At 44.7% G+C, this 17,219-nt stretch carries 16 protein-coding genes; 9 read left to right on the forward strand and 7 right to left on the reverse strand.

Annotation, left to right across the window (positions count from 1 at the left end; translation table 11 throughout):
- Nucleotides 1–11 precede the first annotated feature (11 nt).
- The 4 genes from AB4Z30_RS15975 to AB4Z30_RS15990 all read right to left on the reverse strand — a co-directional run bounded on the left by AB4Z30_RS15975 (nucleotide 12) and on the right by AB4Z30_RS15990 (nucleotide 3,760).
- Nucleotides 12–995, reverse strand: a complete 984-nt coding sequence (locus tag AB4Z30_RS15975) for an alpha/beta fold hydrolase (protein WP_441928066.1) — start codon at nucleotides 993–995, stop codon at nucleotides 12–14.
- A 41-nt stretch (nucleotides 996–1,036) separates the two neighbouring features.
- Nucleotides 1,037–2,017 carry a type I phosphomannose isomerase catalytic subunit gene (locus AB4Z30_RS15980; protein ID WP_441928068.1) on the reverse strand — a complete coding sequence of 327 codons (981 nt, stop codon included), beginning with the start codon at nucleotides 2,015–2,017 and terminating at the stop codon, nucleotides 1,037–1,039.
- Nucleotides 2,018–2,221: 204 nt separating this feature from the next.
- Entirely contained in the window at nucleotides 2,222–2,806 is a 585-nt protein-coding gene (locus AB4Z30_RS15985) for a class I SAM-dependent methyltransferase (RefSeq protein ID WP_441928070.1), read from the reverse strand.
- Nucleotides 2,807–3,760, reverse strand: coding sequence for a TIGR01212 family radical SAM protein (locus AB4Z30_RS15990; protein ID WP_441928072.1), 954 nt, complete (start codon nucleotides 3,758–3,760; stop codon nucleotides 2,807–2,809).
- 321 nt (nucleotides 3,761–4,081) lie between these two features.
- Between AB4Z30_RS15990 and AB4Z30_RS15995 the strand changes: the two genes are divergently transcribed.
- Nucleotides 4,082–4,282 carry a hypothetical protein gene (locus tag AB4Z30_RS15995; RefSeq protein WP_090922175.1) on the forward strand — a complete coding sequence of 67 codons (201 nt, stop codon included), beginning with the start codon at nucleotides 4,082–4,084 and terminating at the stop codon, nucleotides 4,280–4,282.
- A 150-nt stretch (nucleotides 4,283–4,432) separates the two neighbouring features.
- Complete coding sequence (gene trmB / locus AB4Z30_RS16000; protein WP_441928074.1) at nucleotides 4,433–5,194, forward strand: tRNA (guanosine(46)-N7)-methyltransferase TrmB; 762 nt, start codon at nucleotides 4,433–4,435, stop codon at nucleotides 5,192–5,194.
- A 64-nt stretch (nucleotides 5,195–5,258) separates the two neighbouring features.
- On the opposite strand, the gene AB4Z30_RS16005 is transcribed toward trmB, so the two are convergent.
- The gene (locus AB4Z30_RS16005; RefSeq protein WP_441928076.1) at nucleotides 5,259–7,517 is read right to left on the reverse strand and encodes an AraC family transcriptional regulator; all 2,259 of its coding nucleotides are present in this window, start codon (nucleotides 7,515–7,517) and stop codon (nucleotides 5,259–5,261) included.
- 497 nt (nucleotides 7,518–8,014) lie between these two features.
- Between AB4Z30_RS16005 and AB4Z30_RS16010 the strand changes: the two genes are divergently transcribed.
- The 3 genes from AB4Z30_RS16010 to AB4Z30_RS16020 all read left to right on the forward strand — a co-directional run bounded on the left by AB4Z30_RS16010 (nucleotide 8,015) and on the right by AB4Z30_RS16020 (nucleotide 11,545).
- Nucleotides 8,015–8,920 carry an ABC transporter permease gene (locus AB4Z30_RS16010; RefSeq protein WP_090922181.1) on the forward strand — a complete coding sequence of 302 codons (906 nt, stop codon included), beginning with the start codon at nucleotides 8,015–8,017 and terminating at the stop codon, nucleotides 8,918–8,920.
- A gap of 35 nt (nucleotides 8,921–8,955) precedes the next feature.
- A complete protein-coding gene (locus AB4Z30_RS16015; RefSeq protein ID WP_441928079.1) occupies nucleotides 8,956–9,891 on the forward strand; it encodes a carbohydrate ABC transporter permease in 936 nt (311 codons plus the stop codon).
- Between the two features lie 103 nt (nucleotides 9,892–9,994).
- Nucleotides 9,995–11,545: an ABC transporter substrate-binding protein gene (locus tag AB4Z30_RS16020; RefSeq protein ID WP_441928081.1), complete on the forward strand. Its 1,551-nt coding sequence runs from the start codon at nucleotides 9,995–9,997 to the stop codon at nucleotides 11,543–11,545.
- 124 nt (nucleotides 11,546–11,669) lie between these two features.
- Here the strand turns inward: AB4Z30_RS16020 and AB4Z30_RS16025 are convergent, their stop codons facing one another.
- On the reverse strand, nucleotides 11,670–12,821 hold the full coding sequence (locus AB4Z30_RS16025) for an MGDG synthase family glycosyltransferase (RefSeq protein ID WP_441928083.1): 1,152 nt from the start codon (nucleotides 12,819–12,821) through the stop codon (nucleotides 11,670–11,672).
- Nucleotides 12,822–12,871: 50 nt separating this feature from the next.
- Complete coding sequence (locus AB4Z30_RS16030) at nucleotides 12,872–13,399, reverse strand: phosphatase PAP2 family protein (protein WP_441928085.1); 528 nt, start codon at nucleotides 13,397–13,399, stop codon at nucleotides 12,872–12,874.
- 709 nt (nucleotides 13,400–14,108) lie between these two features.
- On the opposite strand from AB4Z30_RS16030, the gene AB4Z30_RS16035 reads away from it, so the two are divergent.
- The 4 genes from AB4Z30_RS16035 (at nucleotide 14,109) to rplT (ending at nucleotide 16,858) form a co-directional block, all read left to right on the forward strand.
- Nucleotides 14,109–15,347 (forward strand): glycosyltransferase family 2 protein, encoded by a 1,239-nt coding sequence (locus AB4Z30_RS16035; RefSeq protein WP_441928087.1) that lies wholly within the window; start codon nucleotides 14,109–14,111, stop codon nucleotides 15,345–15,347.
- Between the two features lie 340 nt (nucleotides 15,348–15,687).
- Nucleotides 15,688–16,182: a translation initiation factor IF-3 gene (gene infC / locus AB4Z30_RS16040; RefSeq protein ID WP_145332711.1), complete on the forward strand. Its 495-nt coding sequence runs from the start codon at nucleotides 15,688–15,690 to the stop codon at nucleotides 16,180–16,182.
- A gap of 24 nt (nucleotides 16,183–16,206) precedes the next feature.
- Nucleotides 16,207–16,410 carry a 50S ribosomal protein L35 gene (gene rpmI, locus AB4Z30_RS16045; protein WP_017689665.1) on the forward strand — a complete coding sequence of 68 codons (204 nt, stop codon included), beginning with the start codon at nucleotides 16,207–16,209 and terminating at the stop codon, nucleotides 16,408–16,410.
- Nucleotides 16,411–16,498: 88 nt separating this feature from the next.
- Complete coding sequence (gene rplT / locus AB4Z30_RS16050) at nucleotides 16,499–16,858, forward strand: 50S ribosomal protein L20 (RefSeq protein WP_017689664.1); 360 nt, start codon at nucleotides 16,499–16,501, stop codon at nucleotides 16,856–16,858.
- Nucleotides 16,859–17,219: the final 361 nt, after the last annotated feature.

Raw genomic sequence — 17,219 nt, forward strand, 5'->3', positions numbered from 1 at the left:
TCAGACACACTCTAGCTGGACTGTGCTGTATCTATTCGATCATGGACTTGTTCTTCCTGTTGTCCTGCATTTGGCATATGGCGCTTCAACCAGTTCAGGACGTCTTGTGCCACTTCAGCACGATTCGTCTCATGCAGCATCTCATGGCGTCCTCCAGGATAAAGATGATACTGCACGTCTTTCAGTCCGAGCTTCTGATACTGGGAGTATAGATTAAGCACGCCTTTGCCTCGAAGCCCGACAGGGTCCCGTTCACCAGAGAATAGAAGAACCGGTTTGTGTTTGGGGATACGCTCCATATGCTGCGGAAGATGGATTTCGAGCAATAGCTTAAAGAAGTCTCGAAAAAAACCAGCTGTACATATCGCACCGCACATTGGGTCATCAATGAATCGCTGCACTTCCTGGTGGTCACGGGACAACCAGTCAAAGGGTGTTGTTGCTGGTCGGAAAGCACGGTTATATCCGCCAAATACGATGGCATTCAGCAACAGGCTCCGATGATTGTCGCCTTGAATACCGCACTGTAACAGTGCCAGCTTTTCTCCAAACCGGAGCAGTCCTCGTTTGCCGTTGGTTCCGGACAATACAAAAGCGTGATACCTTTCATGATCGGCATACATGAGGTACTGCACCAAAAAGGAACCCATGCTATGTCCCATGAGAAAGAGCGGAACTTCAGGATGTTCCTCAGATACCACCTCTCCCAAGTTGACGATATCGCTGGCCATCCAGCGGAATGCGTCTACACCTGCATCGCCCAGCAATTCAGTGTTCTCTACGGTTTTGCCATGACCCCGATGATCATTGGCATACACGGCAAAGCCGTGTTCCGTAAGATAACTTGCAAATTCGGCATAACGCGCTGCGGTTTCACCCATTCCATGCGCAATCTGCACTACGCCTTGAACATGTTCATCTGGATCGGGGAGCCAGCGGTACACATGAACACGGGTACCTTCGTTGCCCATCAATGTAAAGGTAGATTCCTGCATCTCGTGTAATTCCTCCTTCACAGGTCATCGGTAACTAAAGCTTAAGGAAGATAAGAGCGAAGCACGGTTGTATTTCCGCTCAGTGTATAGGAACCCAGATTCGCAGGCAAGAGATAACATTGACCTGCTTTCAATGTCAGATGCTCGCCTCCTTCAGCGCCAGTCCATTCAAGCCTACCTTCACCTTCACATACGACAAGAATGGTAAAGCTGTCTGCCGTAGTCGAGAGTTCCCAACGACCAGCCACTATGCCTTTTTCTACAACAAAGTAGGGGCAGGATGCCAGTTGTAGCCATTCACCGGCTACGGCATCGCTGGTTTTCATCGTTGTGGCCCCAGCGCCTTCATATGCAGTGACATTTAAGGAATCTTCCACATGCAATTCACGAGGCTTGCCATCCAGGCCAGGGCGGTTATAATCATAGATCCGATACGTTGTATCCGAATTTTGCTGTATCTCGGCCACGACAACACCTGCGCAAAGAGCATGCACCGTTCCGGCAGGGATAAAGAATGTATCTCCGGCTTCAACAGGCACTTGTCGCAGGGTATCCATCACGGTGCCATTCTCCAGCGACTGTTTCAACGCTTCACGATCTACCCCTTCATTCAGACCATAGATGATATGAGCTCCTGGCTTGGCATCGAGAACGTACCACATTTCCGTTTTACCCAGTTCTCCTGGAGGGAGAGCCTCGTAATCATCTGTAGGATGCACCTGAACGGACAGGTCATCGTTACAGTCCAGTAGTTTAATCAGCAGAGGGAAACGTCCACCTTTTTCCGAAACCCCTTTGGACCCAAGCCAGGCTGTCCCGAGCTGTTCACGTACCTCGTCAAGTCCTTTGCCAGCAAGCGGGCCATTCAGAACCTTGGTCGTACCATTAGCATGATCTGCGATCATCCAGCCTTCACCAATATGTCCTTCAGGGGGTGTAAGGCCGAATTGCTCCAGCGCGCGACCTCCCCATACACGTTCTTTGAATTCAGGTTGGAATTGTAATGGGTATGGCGTAGACATGGATATCTCTCCTCTAGTATATGAAATGGTGAATCGCTTTAACCAGTTCCGGGCCGTTAAACAACTGGCACATACAAGATAAAGATGAACAAGTGAATGCGGTTGCATCTGTATGTGGAACACGGGGACATGGATAAAGTCAAATGGCTTGTCCAGTCAATGTGTCCAGTGTATTTCATTTGGTCAACAAAGGGAATTGTTTTGTTATTTTTTCTCAATACCGATTAAATACGGTGAAGTTTCTCGTTGCATCTGACGGTACATCACAACTTGCGCTTGTTCGACAGGCAAAGCAGAAGCCCACGTTGACACAGCTTCAGCTTCCTGAGCGCCCCCGTCATGACCGGGATAAAGAACGACAGTAATGATACCGCGTGGACGTAATAAAGTCGTAGCGGCCTCAAGTGCTGCGATGGTACTCGTTGTCTCAGTAATAATCGAAGTATTCGCACCTTCCGTGGGCAGGTATCCCAAATTAAACATTACAGCTCCTACCTTGCCAACCCAACCGCTTGGTATGACTTCTGCCATTCGTGCATGGCTTAATTCCAGCATGGAAATAGATCCGAGCTTGCCACTATCGGAATGCTTTCGTATCCGGGCCTGAGCCAGTGTCAGTGCTTCGCTTTGGATATCAAACCCGATTACCTGCCCACGATGGCCCACCTGTTGAGCGAGAAACAGTGTATCAGCACCTGTACCTACAGTAGCGTCAATTGCGAAATCTCCTGGCTGGAGCCGAGAACCAATCCATTGATGCGCACAACTTAGAACCGACAGAAAGCCCATTTATGCTTCCCTCCAATACTTACCCTGCCACGTATCCCTTTCACGCAGCTCCCGGTCAATGGAATTCAGAACTTCCCATTTATTCAAAGACCACATGGGACCAATAAGCAGGTTACGAGGCGCATCTCCTGTAAGACGATGTACAATCATTTCTGGCGGGAGCATCTCGAGGGTATCCACGATTAGTTTGATGTACTCATCCTGCTCAAGAAACCGAAGGAGACCAGCCTCATACTGTTTGACCATGGGTGTTTTGCGCATGAGATGAAGCAGATGAATCTTGATGCCCTGTACATCCATATTGGCCACCGCACGACCGGTATCCAGCATCATTTCATGTGTTTCTTGAGGCAAGCCATAGATGATGTGTGTGCAGACCCGAATGTTGTGTTTGCGCAGTTTTTCAACTGCTTCTTCATAACACGCCGTATCATGTGCACGGTTGATCAACATCGAAGTGGAATCGTGGATCGTCTGTAGTCCCATCTCTACCCATAAATAGGTGCGCTGATTAAGCTCTGCCAAATACTCTACAACATCATCTGGTAAACAGTCCGGACGAGTGGCAATAGATAAACCGACAACGCCGGGCTGTTGCAAAATTTCTTCAAAATATTCGCGCAGTTCTTCGACTGGTGCATAGGTATTGGTGTACGCCTGAAAATAACCGATATAATGAGCCGAAGGCCACTTCAGATGTTGCCTGTCTCTAATGGTATTGAACTGGCTCACGAGGTCTTCACGTCTGCTCCCTGCAAAATCACCTGAACCCCTTGCACTACAGAAGGTGCAACCCCCTTTGGCGATGGAACCATCGCGATTGGGACAGGTGAAGCCTGCATCGAGCATTACTTTAAAGACTTTGTTGTTGAATTGATCACGCATTTCGTAATTCCAGGTGTGGAATCGTTTATCCCCCCACATCAAGGGAGGCTGTAAAGCGGGTGCATTCATGTTCAAGGTACTCCTTTAAGGTCTAATGCCTTTAAATGTTGTCTTTTGACTGGTTTTTGGTTCAATTCGAGTTCAGTAATATCATATCGGAACAGGGATTCATACGCTGTGCGGTTTTCGTCACTTATTGTATCAAAAATCCGAAAAAAAGGGGAATGTAAACGAAAAAAAAGGCTGTCAAATCAACGTTTTTTACTTGATATAGTTTACACCTTATGTTATATTTAAACCAGCGTCAGACACCATCCAGTGAGTAGTTTTCATCGTGGCATTTGAATGAATGTTGACATTATGGATCATACTATACCGTGAGGTGATACAATGAATTCCCAAGTTAAAAATAATGAATTTCAGCATGTATCTGTTGAACTGACTGCAGAAGAGGCGCTGGCTCTGACAGGCGTCCGTTTTAATGGAAATCCGAAAGTGAAAGCGGCTGCAAGACAAAAAGTCCGTGATGCTTTCGAAAAGACATTTGATTTTTCACACCAAGATAAGGTAGACTATGAACTACTAAAGTAGTTGGACCCCAATTCCAAATAAATCGAAAAGGGAATCTTTGGATTTGCCCAACGTGGCAGGTCCGGAGATTCCTTTTTCATTGCTCTTTACAATTTGTCAGTTCTTCGGCAAAATAAGTCTAAGACAAGTATAGACAAACGGAGGAATAAAATGCGTTTACGTGGTAGAAAAGGGATTAGAGAAAATCTGGAGCAGCAAGAGGATCTTGTTGTACTGGAGCCAAAACAATATAAAGGCAAATGGGCCGAACTGTTCGGCAACGATCATCCGATCTTTGTTGAATTTGGCATGGGCAAAGGACAGTTCATCAGTCAAATGAGTTATAAATATCCAGAGTACAATTTCATCGGATTTGACATGTATGATGAGCTCGTCCGTCGTGCCAGTGAGAAAGCGCGTAATGCATGGAGTCAGGCTGAGGTGGAGACACCTCCGAATCTGAAGCTGGCGCTGGCCAACATTGAACAGATCGAAGAAGTATTCGAACCGCAGGAACTGGAGCGTATTTATTTGAATTTCAGTGATCCCTGGCCAAAGGCGAAACATGCACGCCGCCGGTTGACACATCCACGTTTCTTGAAAAAATATATCGGATTGCTGAATCCGAAAGGACAGATTCATTTTAAAACGGATTCAGAGACGCTGTTTGAGTTCTCTCTGAACGCTATCGCTGACTTCGGCTTGCAGATGACCAATTTGTCTCTGAACCTTCATCGTGACGGCTTGAATGAAGAGCATGTTATGACTGAGTATGAACAGAAATTCATGGGCAAAGGCATGAACATTCATCGAGTCGAGGTTATTGTCGGGGAAGAGGCGCTGCGAGAATATAATGAAATGCGTCTAGATAAGTATAAAGTGCGTGAAGCGACGGATGAATCTGGTGACGATCAGGATCAAGAAGAAGCTTAATAAAGAAGGAGCGGCATCTGAGGGCAAATTTTGCTCTCGGATGCCGCTCTTTTTTCAAGATCAGTTAGAGATGGTCTGAATGAAGCTCTTTGCGGCGATAATCGTTCGGAGTCACCCCGTTGAATTTTTTAAACATTCGATAAAAATAAGAACTGTTGGTAAAGCCGGTTCTCTCGGCAATATCCGCAACGGAATTATCCGTTTCTACAAGCATATACTGCGCTTTGGCGATACGTGTCTCATTGATGACGTCTGTAAGCCCTTTTAACGTGAGTTGTTTATAAAGTCTGCTGACGTAAATGGGTGACATGCCCAGTTCCTCTGCAATTGAGGTAAGGCACAGATTCGGGTTAGCATAGTCCCGCTCTACAATATCATTAATTCTTCGAATGAGTTCCTCGTGTTTAAGCGTGCGTTTCTCCTCAACCTTGGAGCCGAGCTCATCAAACATGCGATAAAAATGTTCATGCACCTCGTTGAGATCCTCAGCATTTTTCACCGGAAGCATCAAACTGCCCGAGACGGAATCCAGTGTAAGCTGATTGTTTTTCTTGAGGGTATTACGAACGTGATTAAGGGTCATCGTCAGATGGGACAGAGCGAGCTGAAAGACGTTGAATGGATAGGCTGCCGTTTCACTGACGATATCTGCGTAGAACATCTTGGCATCCTCAGTTTTGCCTGTCATCAAGCAATCCACAAGCTGCCTTTCTTTGCCTGCAGGGAAAGTATACTCCTTACTCTGATAAGCCATGATATCCGAGGTATGAATCAGGCAACCCGGCCCCATGAAAAGGCGGTGAAGCGAAGCTTCGGCAGAGCGTCCGTAACCTTCAATGCATTCCTCCAGCGAGTTTTCCTCTGGCCCTAGTGTACAGGAGATAGAGCATTTCAAATGTGTCATGACTGCGGCCTGCATCATGCGAAGCAATTCTTCAATCTGATGCGCATCTCCAGCCTCCGAGAGCGAGTCATTCTCCGATTTTTCATTAAACAAGAGCGTGATCAGGTCACCACCCATGTCTATTGCTTCGGCATTATAGTGAAGGTCTGCTGTTTCGGTGCAAATGTTCATCATCGCATATTTGACAAGCTTGGTATCGTCCCGATAAGTCTCGCAAAATTCTGTATAATGGTCGATGCGCAAAAGCACCAGTCTTGACGGCTGATGTACATCAATGAGGGAACCATAGAACCTCATCCGTTCTTCTAGCATATTGCAGGTTACGCTTTCCCGTCCTTGCAGCGCACCACGTAAAAAGTCTTGTCTGAGCAGATGCAGACTACCCCGGCGTTCAGCTTCCATTACACGCATGCGGACAAGCACGTTATTGATCGGATGATAAAGCTTGCGCGATACAAGATAAGAGAGAATCAAACCCGCAGCCAGCAGCCCAAGGCAGAACAGAAGTGTATGCGTGCGCATACCGCGAATGTCGGCTGTAATCACGTCATAGGGCGTAATTCGTACGTAACGCCATCCCAGGCTGTCTGGAGCGGTGTAGGTGATCAGTGAGTTCTCCCCGTCCACTTCCTCGGTAAAATAAGCAGAATGGTCTGTATCTTGCATAATTGGACGCATGAATGTTTCGTTAGAGAGATTGTTAAGCAGCGGTCGATCCCCTAGGTCGGATAACAAGTCTCCTTCTTCATTCACAATAAACGTTTTGCCTGGCTGATCCGCCGCGTTCATGTTGGGACTAAGCCAGTCATCCTTGATGTTTACGATAACCGCATAATTCAGTTTGGCGTTGTCATTAATGGTGTCATAGCACAGGTACGTGTAACTGTTCACTTCGCTGGCCTTGGTCGATCCAACCTTATACGTACGTGGGATAGGAACAAAAGGTTTATAGTCATGGAAACGATCGAGAATATGCTTGATCCCTTGGTCATCAATCTCAGAGACAGACTGTTGTCCATTGCGGACCCCGTCGGAGCTGATGAAAAATTCATTGCTTTTGGAGTTGTATACATAGATTGATTCAATGAAAGGAAGGGACATGCGGTAATTGTCGAGTTGCTCCATGGCGGAGGTGATCTGATAGATACTCGGTTTAGAATAAAGCATCAGAGAAGAAATGGTGTAGTCCTGATAAATCTGATAGGAGAGTGACTTGGCGCTTTCGGTCATCTTGGCCACTTCGCGGCTGGTCTGGGTGAGGCTGTTCATATCTGTACGATAAACTTGGCGCAGCGCAATCCGGTTATAGTTAACGTATAATATGGCCGATGCTACGAGTAGCGTGGCTGCTGTGCTGATAATAATGCCTATCAGAATTCGCGCGAATACTTTTTGACTGTCTTCTGAACGTTTGCGCATTCTTTTTCCCCCTCGAACCTCCTGATATGAGTGAACTTATGTATTTTTCATAAGACATAACCGGACTTCATATGAAGCAGAACAAGGAGAGCAAGGTAACTTGAATTATATATTATGTATGCGTTTACATCAATGCTACACAACCATTTTAGTTCGTTTTCCCTAGATAAAGTTCAATTTTCGCGGCATTGTTCACCTGACTGAAGCTATGCACGATATCTACTTTTGTGACCATACATGCGATCATTTCATGATTGTTACAGATTGTTCACAGTTCATTTCGCAGTATCGTTCATGAATCGGCAGGAAGCTTCAGTATCCAGAAACCAATAGGACAGTCTACAATAAATTCAGAGCTACACCGGTGCATCATCACCATGCAGCCTCAATACTAATCACCAAACATCAGCAACACCAACACCAAAAGCCTTTATGATCAACATTTACCAGCAACATTCTATTATGTATCGCCGCGACAATTCGGGAGGGATCGAGCCATGCTCAAAGAATTGAACAAAAACAAAATCATGTTTCTGATGCTGCTGCCCACGCTGATTTTTTTTCTCATTAACTCGTATTTTCCGATGGTCGGTATTTACTATGCATTCACCAGCTATGATTTTGCAGGAGGGTTATTCGGAAGCCCGTTTGTCGGATTAGATAACTTTAAGTTTCTCTGGCAATCGGGAATGCTGTTGAAACTTACAACAAATACCGTAGGGTATAACCTGGCTTTCATTATACTGGGGAACGGTCTCGCGATCTTTTGTGCGATCATGTTAAGTGAAATCCGGGGCAAGTTGTTCAAAAAAATAACCCAGTCCGTCATGTTCCTGCCGTACTTCATTTCTTTTGTTCTATTAAGTGTAATCGCTTACAACATGTTTAACTATGAGTCTGGGTTTGTGAATACCGTGCTCAAACGTTTTGAGGCAGGGCCGGTGGATATCTACAACACACCATGGATCTGGGTGTTTCTGATCATTATTTTTTACTTATGGAAAAACCTCGGTTATAGCATGGTCATCTATCTGGCTGCAATAACGGGAATAAGTGACGAGTATTATGAAGCGGCTCGCATTGACGGGGCGAATATCTTCCAGCGAATCTGGTACATTACAGTGCCGATGTTGAAACCGACATTTGTGATTCTCCTGTTATTTTCACTTGGTAGCATTATGAAAGGACAATTCGATTTGTTCTATCAATTAATCGGGAATAACGGTGTTCTTTACAACGCTACAGATATCATTGATACGTATGTTTACCGCTCCTTGAAGGTGACCTTCGATATCGGTATGGCAACAGCAGCTGGCTTGTACCAATCGTTATTCGGTTTCATCCTCATCATGACGGTTAACTATATCATCCGCAAAATTAACGAAGATTACGCCTTGTTCTAGAATATGCACGCCCATAGGCAGAAGGGAGAATAACCATGAGCACACAAACGCATACCCAAAGACGGATACGAACCCAGACTCGTGCCAAAGATTCGGAATTTAATCTCGCGTTTCAGTTGATTGCCTATAGTGTCATCATTATTTTGTCATTAATGTGCCTGTTGCCGTTCCTGCTCATACTGTCTGGGTCATTCAGCAGTAATGAATCGATCGTTCGGGACGGTTATCATCTCTTTCCAACGCATTTCTCTCTGGAAGGCTACAAAATGGTTTTCAAATTCCCAACCCAGGTACTTAAAGCATATGGGGTAACCGTGTTTACAACCGTTGTCGGCACGACACTAGGTTTGTTTTTTATCACGATGGCCGGATTTGTACTTCAGCGCAAAGATTTTAAATACCGGAACACGTTCTCCTTTTTTATCTACTTCACAACGCTGTTTGGCGGGGGACTTGTGCCTTGGTACATTATGCTGGCGAACTATTTCAACCTGACGGACACGTACACCGTACTGATCTTTCCGGGGCTTATGACACCTTTTCTGATCATTCTGATGAAAAACTTTATTCGCTCGGCTGTGCCGGACGAATTAATTGAATCGGCGAAGATTGATGGTGCCCACGATTTCCGGATCTATTTCAGCATTGTGTTAAAACTGGCGATGCCAGGCATTGCAACCGTTGGACTGTTTCTTGCTCTTGGGTACTGGAATGACTGGTTCACATCCTCTTTGTTTATCAATAACCCGGATATGTACCAGCTGCAGTTTTATCTGTACAACACGATGAATACGATCACTTTTATTGACCAGATGGCGATTGGTACGGGCGTTACGCTCAGCCAGGACGTTCCAACAGAGTCAACTAAGATGGCCATGGCCATTATCGTTACTGGCCCGATCTTGTTCCTGTATCCGTTTGTACAGCGTTATTTTGTTAAAGGGCTCACGATTGGTGCGGTGAAAGGTTAGAACGTATACACGCTGGGGACGTCAGGCAGTCATGAATTACCCGAGGGTCTGATGCATAGCGGGGCTGCGCTAACATATATAAGGTTTAACACAAAAAGGGAGGATGCATATGCGTAATAAAAGGATTCGTCATCTGTCTATGGTACTGGCCCTGATGTTGTTTGCTGGAGTACTTGCTGCCTGTAATGGCGGTTCAGGAGGAAATGCGCAAGGCAGTAATCAGGGAGGCTCATCTGATAATAAAGGCGAGAAAGTAACCTTGCAATTTTACATGCTTGGAGATGCTCCCAAAGATCTGCCTGTCATTGAAGCAGAAATTAACAAGCTGGCCGAGGCGGATTTGAACGCTACTGTAAAATTTAACTTCACTTCCTGGACGGACTGGGATCAAAAATATAAACTGTTGCTGTCTTCTGGACAGCCGATCGACCTGATCTTTACTGCTGACTGGACGAATTACCAGTCCTATGCGAAGAAAGGTGCTTTCCTGCCACTGGATGAGCTTTTGGCGAAGACACCAAAGCTTAAATCTCATGTTCCGGATGATATGTGGAATGCAGTTAAAATCAATGACAAAATCTACACGGTTCCATCCACGTGGATTGAATACGTAACGGAAGGTATTGCTTACCGCGAAGACTTGCGCGAGAAGTATAATCTGCCGAAGCCGGAATCAATGGAAACGCTGGAAGCCTACCTGGAAGGGATTAAAGCAAATGAGCCCAACATGATTCCGATTGCAGACAGCAATGCAAACCACACACATGGGGTTCGTCAGTTGACTTCAAAGTTGGTGAATACTGCAGGCCAGCTTCCGTATGGACTGGATATCATGTATGACACACCATCCACAGTGACGTCTTACTGGGGTTCACCACAGCATCTGCAAGATCTGAAAACATACAAACGCTGGATGGATAAAGGCTTTTTCCCGAAAAACGTACTAAACGTGAAGGATACTTCCAATTCCTTACTGCAAAATGGTAAAGCAGCTGTCATTCTTGCCGGGGAGAATCCGAACAAATTTAATTCCGATGTCATCAAAGTTCAGTCCACCCACCCGGACTGGAAGCTGGGATATTTCCCGTATCCGAATGCGAAAGGGTTTGCACAACCGGTTCATCCCATCCATAACGGTTTTGCTATTCCCCGCAGCAGCAAAAATCCAGAAAGAGCGCTGGCATTCTACGAGAAGCTTGTGACTGACAAACGCTATAACTGGCTGACCGAGTATGGTGTGGAAGGCAAAAACTTTGAAGTGAAAGATGGGTATTACCATATGATCGGGGATGCGCAAAGCAATGGCTTCCCTCGTGAAGGTATGAATGGCTGGGCATGGCGTAATCCGGAGTTTATGTTGTATGACAAGAGCTTTGATGATGTTCTGGCTATGTTTAAAGACCTCGATAAAATTAAGAAACCAGATATTTTCACCGGTTTTGCCGAGGATTGGACTCCTTATCAAGCAGAAAAAGCAGCGTTGGAGCAAGTTGAAAAACAATACTTGTATCCGCTTAACGTAGGTCTTGTTGCCGATGTGGAAGGCGGTCTGAACACCTTTATGGAAAAGGCAAAACAAGCAGGTCTGGAAAAAATTCAGTCTGAGTATACCAAGCAATGGCAGGAGTATCTGAAATCTGCGGGTATTCAATAAGTGAAGTAAATGGATTAAAATGCAGATCCAAGAAATAAAAAAAGGTGCCTTCGGTTTCGAAGGCACCTTTTCATTCGTGAAAAGAGGTTATGAAGACGATATTGCTCATGTTAAGTTATTCAAGTTAGACATGTGTTTCCTCTGATGATAAGGGCTGCATATCCTGCAAAAGATTCATGATAGACTGAGCGCTTTCCATTGGGTGTACCTTGGCAATTTCAGCTAAATGCTGTTTTCGCTTCTGCACTACGTCCGGATAATGCTTAAGTAGTTTATTCATCCAGCTAATAACCACATCAAGGGATGTAATTCGTTCCCCCAATCCTCTGCTTGTAAAATAATGTACATTCTCTTCTTCCTGACCCGGGATCGGATTATGAAACAACATCGGAATGCCTTTGGCCAAGCCTTCACTGCATGTCATTCCGCCTGGCTTGGTAATCAGCAGATCGGAGACTTCCATTAATTTATCAATCTCCGTTGTATATCCAATGATATGGATATTTTCTTGCTGGAACAGAGGATCCTGTTCCATGCTGATGCGTATTTTGTCATTACGTCCAAGACAGAAAATAATCTGGATATCCTCATGCCAGCGAGCCAAAAGCTGATGAACAACCTTATCACTTAGCATACCCCATCCGCCGCCCATCACAAGCACGGTTGGCATATGCTTCAGATTGAATCTGGCACGTATCTCGTCATGTCCAGGATGCTCCCAGAAGTTAGGGTGCACCGGGATGCCGGTTACTTTGATTTTGTCTACGGATACGCCACGGCGCATCAATTTGGACTTAACTTCGTCTGAGGAGACAAGATACAAATCCACCTCAGGACTAACCCATGTACCATGTGCATCATAATCTGTCAAAACGTTACATAAGGGGACCTTTGTGCCTAACCGCTTTAACCTGGATATAACGGCGCTTGGAATCGGATGTGTGCAGACTATGGCATCCGGATGCAACTGACGAACCACACTGCGGGTATGGGTGTAGAACAATTTGTGCAATGCAAGGGTAGTCAGTCGATTTAATGGTTTCTTATATTGCTGCTTGTATACGTATCCAACGAGTTTCGGTTGAGTGGTCACCGTTCTTTTGTACGCATTAATAATAAGTGGTGCTACTTTAGGGTTAAGAAAGCTCCCGAGTTCCAGCACCTTAGTCTGAATATTTGGCGACAGCTTTCGTAAGTGGCTGGATAAAGCATAAGCAGCCTGAGTATGCCCTGCACCAAATCCTTCAGATAATAGTAAAATTCTTTTTTTCTCCACGCTTGCCTCACCTGTTCCTGCTAGGTTTTCCTGAGTCTAACATATCGACTTTAAGGCCAGAATGCAACTGTAGCAAGTGCGACTAAAGTACCGATTGTGGCACCTGCCAAAACATCGGACGGATAGTGAAGCCCCAGATAGATTCGAGAGAATCCGACAATAAGAGCGACAGGCAGCAAGGTTAGCAATAGAAACGGCTCAGCAGCCATAAAGGGTACCGTTACCGAAAAAATAGCGGTTGTGTGCCCTGACGGGAACGAATGATCCGTCAAAGGGTTGCGGAACGTTATTGTATCAGGCAAGGCCAGATAGGGCCGTATGCGAGGATACAATTTTTTGGCTATCGCTACAGGGATGTGACTGACTGCTAAAGCGATGCATGCCTGAAATCCAGTCGTGCTCCATGGTGCTGGGGCAAGAAGCCAGATCAACAAAGATACAGCGATTGAAGAAGTCGCTCCACCAAGGTGAGTGAAATAATACAGCCAGAAATTCATAAATCGATTATGAAGACGGCCGTTAATCCACATAAACACATTACGGTCATACTTTTGAAACTTTAAGAAAAAACGGCTCATATTGGCCTCCTGCCAGTCAGGCCGCCCCGAGGGCGGCAGTATTTCCGGGATGTTACCCGTGTCGGTATGCACCTGTTTAGTATATAACCGTTTTTGAAGTTCTTGAGGTTATTTAAGGCATACGTTTATCATATTTTTAAATGTTGTCCTTTTCAAGAAGAACACATGTAAAGAACGTAAAATTCATGTAAAAGAGTGGATGAAAAACCAGTGGATTTTTTTGACTTCATTCCATAAAAGAAGATACAATGATTCAACATGGCTGAAATGAGGTAAAAAAATGTGAGTTTTAGATTAAACTTTTTGGTGGCCATTTACGTTATTTGTAGTAGAGGTACGGTTGAGTTGCAGTAGGCCACAGAAAAAAGAAGGGACTTTAGAAATAAAAAACGAGAAAACGGCTGAAAATAAGATATAACAGGCATGAATGCGAGGTTGTGGCATCACGGAGTGGCTATTCAGCGTTTAAAGTTCACATTTCTGCTTCAAAAAGTAGAATTGGGGTTTTGACAAATTGCTGAAAAGAATACAGAATCGATAAAGCAGCCAACTGGCCGCAGCCATTGCTTTGAAACATTGCCTGGATGATTGACGTAGTACTCAAAAGCACAGGGTCATATTCTGCAATTACAAAAAAAATATAATGCAGAATCAGGAAGAGAAAATGCTTAAGTAATTTGGTTTTAATAAAAGGGGGTAACAGAGAACGATGTTGGACGCTATATTTGTCACGCTGCAGGTCATTTTGGCACTGCTTGCCGTGTACCAATTCACGTTTTCGCTGTTCGGTCTGTATAAGAAAAAGAAAAAGAAAAATTATCCTGCAACAAAATCATTTGCCGTGCTTGTTGCGGCGCACAATGAGGAACAAGTTATCGGGGCATTAATGGAAAACCTGAAGGAACTGGATTATCCGAGAGATCTGTACGACGTATTTGTCATATGTGACAACTGTTCAGATAGCACGGCAGAAATCGTTCGTCAGCATGGCTGGAATGCATGTGTACGTACGAATCCAGACTTGAGAGGTAAAGGGCATGCCATCGAGTGGATGCTTAAGTACCTGTGGGATTTACCACGTCAGTATGATGCGGTAGTTATGCTTGATGCTGACAATCTGGTGGAGAAAAACTTCTTACTCGAAATGAATAATGACTTGTGCAATGGAGCACGTGTTATACAGGGATACATTGATACGAAGAATCCTGAGGATTCATGGATTACTGCAGCTTATGGTGTATCGTACTGGTATATCAACCGTCTGTGGCAACTGTCCCGTCACAACCTGAACATGGCTAATTTCCTCGGGGGTACGGGGATGTGCTTCGAGACCAATTTGCTGAAAGAAATTGGCTGGGGAGCTACCAGCCTTGTAGAAGACCTGGAGTTCACAATGCGTAGTGTACAGCGCAATGTGTATCCGGTGTTTAACTATGATGCCAAAGTATTTGATGAGAAACCATTAACATTCAAAGCCTCTGCTAGACAGCGTCTTCGCTGGATGCAGGGTCACTTTACGGTAGCAAGAAGATATTTCTTCCCTTTGCTATGGCAGTCAATCAAGGAAAGAAGTCTAGTGAAGTTCGACCTCGCTGTTTACGGTGCCAATGTGTATGTGGTGTTACTCACTTTCCTGTTGACGGCTGTAATGTCAGTCGATATTTACGTATTGGACGGCCCACATATTGCTAATATTTATGGGTATTTCCCATTGTGGGTTGGGTTTATAGCGATCGGCATGAACGTGTTAACGTTCCTGTTGTCCATGGCGCTCGAAAAAGTTAAGTTTGCTAAAGTGTATCTGTATCTGATTCTGTTCCCGATCTATCTGTTGTCCTGGTACCCAATTACGTTTTATGCGTTCTTCACACAAAACAACAAACAGTGGAGCCACACGCAGCATACTCGGGTTGTGCGTCTGGATGAAGTACAGAGCAAACAAGGCTAACTTTTGGATAGATTAATCCGATAAACGATACGTTGCTATGCGCACGGTCACACTGTTCTGAAAAAATGTACCTGAGTGTGTTGACAATGCTGTATGACTGATGGTATAGTATTCAAGTGCGTTAAACAAATAGCAAAATGGAATCACAAGCAGAAGTCCGACTTCTCACCTGACCAACATACGTTGGCTGGTCAACGATCCCAATAATTTATGAAGTGTATACTCATGAAGAATTGTGTTGATTACAGGGATGTCGGTAGCTTGACCGGCATCCCTTTTATTTTTGTGTAACTGGATATTCAAAATGACCTGGAGGTGGACGGTTATTAGTAAAGATCACATGATTAATGATGAGATTCGGGCGAAGGAAGTACGCCTTGTCGGAGCTGAAGGAGAACAAATCGGGATCACTCCCATTCGTGAAGCACTTCAAATGGCAATTGACCTGAACTTGGACCTGGTTAATGTGGCCCCGCAGGCTAAACCGCCGGTGTGCCGCATCATGGACTATGGCAAATTCCGCTATGAGCAACAAAAGAAAGAAAAAGAAGCCCGTAAGAACCAGAAAATCGTTGACATTAAAGAAGTATGGTTCCGTTCCAATATTGAGGAGCACGATTATCAAACGAAGCTTCGTAATGTAGTTAAGTTTTTGAAAGAAGGCGACAAAGTGAAATGCTCCGTTCGTTATCGCGGACGTGAGATTGCACATGCGTCTATTGGTCAAAAGATTTTGGAACGCGTTAAGGTGGAAGTTGCAGAACTTTGTACCGTTGAACGTCAACCGAAACTGGAAGGCCGCAGTATGATTATGATCTTGGCTCCTAAAGCCTGATAACATTGGAGGAGGAAACACAACATGCCTAAAATGAAAACACACAGCAGTTTGAAAGGACGCTTCAAAATTACCGGTTCTGGTAAAGTCCTTCGTTACAAAGCTCACAAAAACCACTTGCTTTCTCACAAATCCAAACGTGCGAAGCGCGTTCTGAACGGCAACCCTGTAATGGCTGCTGGTGACGTGAGACGTTTGAAACAAGGTTTGGCTAACCTGAAAGGTTAATTCAAAATAGTAGATTCCGTACGGGGGATTGGCTTCGGCCATACACATACCACGGATACATTTATATTTATTTGGGAGGTTCTTTAATATGGCAAGAGTAAAAGGCGGTTTTGTAGTACGTCGTCGTCATAAAAAGGTTTTGAAACTGGCAAGAGGTTATTTCGGTTCCAAACACCGTATCTTTAAAACAGCTAATGAGCAAGTAATGAAATCCCTGGTATACGCATACCGTGACCGTCGCAACACGAAACGTAACTTCCGCAGACTGTGGATCGTTCGTATCAATGCTGCAGCACGTATGAATGGTTTGTCTTACAACAAACTGATCCACGGATTGAAACTTGCTGGAGTAGATATGAACCGCAAAATGTTGGCTGATCTGGCCGTTAATGACATAAATGCGTTCAACTCTTTGGCTACTGTAGCTAAAGGTAAAATCAACGCTTAAATTTGTATGAAGTAAGCCGCCGTAGTATGGCGGCTTTTTTTACGGACTAGAGAATAAAAACGGCCTAGGAAGAACAACCTAAACCTATCGTACAACTGGAAGCAAATCCAGATCGCGAGCGCCGTTGGTGGATAACGCAACATGACATTACATAAAATACGAACGGTGCAATAATGCAAACGAATTAGACATTCTTCGCTTGGAACTGGAATGTGGTGTAATATTTTTGTTATGTAACATCACATCGCTGTAACGTTAGTGTGTTAAAACGTTAAATTATTAAGCGCTTTCAATAAAAAAAGTACAAAAATAAGTGAACTTTGGTGATTATACATCTGGATTTTAACACTGGTTGATTGTA

Origin of the sequence: Paenibacillus sp. 2TAF8, from assembly GCF_052114825.1 — a bacterium.
Taxonomy (GTDB): Bacteria; Bacillota; Bacilli; order Paenibacillales; family Paenibacillaceae; genus Paenibacillus.

What these genes read in the sequence shown, in the direction of transcription:
- AB4Z30_RS15975 (WP_441928066.1), bottom strand. Translation starts at nt 995, where the DNA reads ATGCAGGAATCTACCTTTACATTGATGGGCAACGAAGGTACCCGTGTT.
- AB4Z30_RS15980 (WP_441928068.1), bottom strand. Translation starts at nt 2,017, where the DNA reads ATGTCTACGCCATACCCATTACAATTCCAACCTGAATTCAAAGAACGT.
- AB4Z30_RS15985 (WP_441928070.1), bottom strand. Translation starts at nt 2,806, where the DNA reads ATGGGCTTTCTGTCGGTTCTAAGTTGTGCGCATCAATGGATTGGTTCT.
- AB4Z30_RS15990 (WP_441928072.1), bottom strand. Translation starts at nt 3,760, where the DNA reads ATGAATGCACCCGCTTTACAGCCTCCCTTGATGTGGGGGGATAAACGA.
- AB4Z30_RS15995 (WP_090922175.1), top strand. Translation starts at nt 4,082, where the DNA reads ATGAATTCCCAAGTTAAAAATAATGAATTTCAGCATGTATCTGTTGAA.
- trmB (WP_441928074.1), top strand. Translation starts at nt 4,433, where the DNA reads ATGCGTTTACGTGGTAGAAAAGGGATTAGAGAAAATCTGGAGCAGCAA.
- AB4Z30_RS16005 (WP_441928076.1), bottom strand. Translation starts at nt 7,517, where the DNA reads ATGCGCAAACGTTCAGAAGACAGTCAAAAAGTATTCGCGCGAATTCTG.
- AB4Z30_RS16010 (WP_090922181.1), top strand. Translation starts at nt 8,015, where the DNA reads ATGCTCAAAGAATTGAACAAAAACAAAATCATGTTTCTGATGCTGCTG.
- AB4Z30_RS16015 (WP_441928079.1), top strand. Translation starts at nt 8,956, where the DNA reads ATGAGCACACAAACGCATACCCAAAGACGGATACGAACCCAGACTCGT.
- AB4Z30_RS16020 (WP_441928081.1), top strand. Translation starts at nt 9,995, where the DNA reads ATGCATATGCGTAATAAAAGGATTCGTCATCTGTCTATGGTACTGGCC.
- AB4Z30_RS16030 (WP_441928085.1), bottom strand. Translation starts at nt 13,399, where the DNA reads ATGAGCCGTTTTTTCTTAAAGTTTCAAAAGTATGACCGTAATGTGTTT.
- AB4Z30_RS16035 (WP_441928087.1), top strand. Translation starts at nt 14,109, where the DNA reads ATGTTGGACGCTATATTTGTCACGCTGCAGGTCATTTTGGCACTGCTT.
- infC (WP_145332711.1), top strand. Translation starts at nt 15,688, where the DNA reads ATGATTAATGATGAGATTCGGGCGAAGGAAGTACGCCTTGTCGGAGCT.
- rpmI (WP_017689665.1), top strand. Translation starts at nt 16,207, where the DNA reads ATGCCTAAAATGAAAACACACAGCAGTTTGAAAGGACGCTTCAAAATT.
- rplT (WP_017689664.1), top strand. Translation starts at nt 16,499, where the DNA reads ATGGCAAGAGTAAAAGGCGGTTTTGTAGTACGTCGTCGTCATAAAAAG.